We start from the raw sequence: 2366 nt of genomic DNA, 5'->3' as shown, positions 1-2366 counted from the left end.
GACAACAAGTAGCCCTCGGGTAGTCCTTCGCCCCTCCCGGCAGGACCAAGGCCCCGGGGGGGGGGGGGGGGGGGGGGGGGGGGGGTTTTGGGGGGGGGGGGGGGGGGGGGGGGGGGGGGGGAGGCACGCGGGTCCCCCCCCGCTTCGTTTGGCCGAACGTGAGCGAGAAGAACGACGGTGCGAACCGCGAAGCGAAACGATCGGCCCGCGAGCGGCTCCAGGTGGAGCGTGAGCGCGAGAAGAAGAGGGAAAAGCGGCGGCGGACCCTCATCGTGGCGTCGGCCGTGGTGGGCGTCCTCGGCCTGGCGGCCGTCGTCGGCCTGATCGCGGCCAACACCGACAGCGGCGACACCTCCGCCGGCGGAGGCCCGGTGACCGCCCCCTCCGGGGCCACCGGCAAGGACGCGCTCGCCATCCAGACGGGCAAGCCCGAGGCCAAGTCCACGCTGACGGTGTGGGAGGACTTCCGCTGCCCGGCGTGCAAGTCCTTCGAGACCAACTACCGGGACACCATCCACGACCTGGAGGCCAAGGGGCTGCTCAAGGTCGATTACCACATCGTCACCCTGATCGACGGGAACATGGGCGGCAGCGGCTCGCTGAAGGGCGCGAACGCCGCGGCCTGCGCGCAGGACGCCGGGAAGTTCGCCGCGTACCACGACGTCCTGTTCGAGAACCAGCCGCAGGAGGTCGACGACGCCTACGGGAACAACGCCAAGCTGCTGGAGCTGGCCGGCAAGGTGGACGGGCTGGACACCCCCGAGTTCCGCAAGTGCGTCGAGGACGGGACGCACAACAGCTGGGTGAACAAGTCCTACGAGGCCTTCCGCGCCGGGAAGTTCAAGGGCACCCCGGCCGTGCTGCTGAACGGCAAGGACCTCTTCGCCGACCAGGCCAACCCGGTCACCCCGCAGAAGCTCAAGGAGCAGGTGGAGGCCGCGGCGAAGGGCGCCGGGGGCGCGAGCCCCTCGCCGTCCGCCTCGCCCAGCCCCTCCGGGAAGGCGGCGAAGGGCTCGGCGTCCGCGTCGCCGTCGGCCTCCTCGTCGGCCGTGGCCAAGTCCTCGTCCACCTCGACGGGGTCGCGGGCCGGCTCGGCCGGGGTCGCGAAGGGGGCCGCGGACACCCCCTGAGGCCCGTCTCGATTTGGCGCCAGGTTGCCGGGCGGGTTGCGGTCCGCACCGCCCGGCAGGGTAGCGTCGGCACTGCCATGAACCTTGCCTATATCCCCAGCCCGTCGACCGGCGTGATCCATCTCGGACCGATCCCGCTGCGCGGCTACGCGTTCTGCATCATCATCGGCGTCTTCGTCGCCGTCTGGCTCGGCAACAAGCGGTGGATCGCGCGCGGCGGAAAGCCGGGCACGGTCGCGGACATCGCGGTGTGGGCCGTGCCGTTCGGCCTGATCGGCGGTCGCCTGTACCACGTGATCACCGACTACCAGCTGTACTTCGGCGAGGGCCGCAACTGGGTCGACGCCTTCAAGATCTGGGAGGGCGGCCTCGGCATCTGGGGGGCCATCGCGCTGGGCGCGGTGGGCGCCTGGATCGGCTGCCGCCTGCGCGGCATCCCGCTGCCGGCCTGGGCCGACGCCCTGGCACCCGGTATCGCGCTGGCCCAGGCCTGCGGCCGCTGGGGCAACTGGTTCAACCAGGAGCTGTACGGTCGGGCCACCGACCTGCCCTGGGCGGTCAAGATCAGCGAGGGCCCCAACCGGGTGGCGGGCACCTACCACCCGACCTTCCTGTACGAGTCGCTGTGGTGCCTCGGCGTCGCCGCGCTCGTGATCTGGGCCGACCGCCGCTTCAAGCTGGGCCACGGCCGGGCCTTCGCCCTGTACGTCGCCGCGTACTGCGTGGGCCGCGGCTGGATCGAGTACATGCGGGTCGACGAGGCGCACCACATCCTGGGCCTCCGGCTGAACGTGTGGACCTCGATCGTGGTCTTCGTCCTGGCCGTGGTCTACCTCGTGCTGTCGGCGAAGCTGCGGCCGGGCCGCGAGGAGGTCGTGGAGCCGGACCGCGGACCCGCGGCATCCGACCCGGAGACCAAGATCGACTTGACCAAGACCGGCGAGGTCAAGGCCGACGAGGCCAAGGCGGACGAGGTCAAGGACGCGGGCACGGACGAGGCGGTGGACGCCGGCGCGGACGCCCCGGCCACCGCCGGGGCCGAGGACTCCGGGCCGAAGAGCGACGCCGAGGCTCCGAAGGCCGCCAAGAAGCTCTGACCGGGCCGTCCGGTCACACGGGAGGGGGGGGGGGGGGGGGGGGGGGGGCCCCCGCCCCTTCGTGTTTGTGGGGGGGGGGGAAAGGGGAGGGGCTATTGGGGGGGCGGGAGGGCGCATCTCGCGCCTCCCCCAAAACCAA

At 72.3% G+C, this 2366-nt stretch carries 2 protein-coding genes; both read left to right on the top strand.

Annotated elements, in window-relative coordinates; all coding sequences use genetic code 11:
• Positions 1-158: 158 nt before the first annotated feature.
• A complete protein-coding gene (locus ACZ49B_RS03265; protein WP_468299934.1) occupies positions 159-1130 on the top strand; it encodes a DsbA family protein in 972 nt (323 codons plus the stop codon).
• 77 nt (positions 1131-1207) lie between these two features.
• Positions 1208-2227 carry a prolipoprotein diacylglyceryl transferase gene (lgt, locus tag ACZ49B_RS03260; RefSeq protein WP_468299932.1) on the top strand — a complete coding sequence of 340 codons (1020 nt, stop codon included), beginning with the start codon at positions 1208-1210 and terminating at the stop codon, positions 2225-2227.
• Positions 2228-2366 lie beyond the last annotated feature (139 nt).

The organism is Streptomyces sp. NPDC031132 (genome assembly GCF_055570595.1).
Note: the sequence above shows the minus strand (reverse complement) of the source record. Positions and strands in the feature narration are given on the sequence as shown.

Excerpts from the sequence above, each read along its gene's own strand:
- lgt (WP_468299932.1), top strand. The coding sequence starts at position 1,208 with ATGAACCTTGCCTATATCCCCAGCCCGTCGACCGGCGTGATCCATCTC.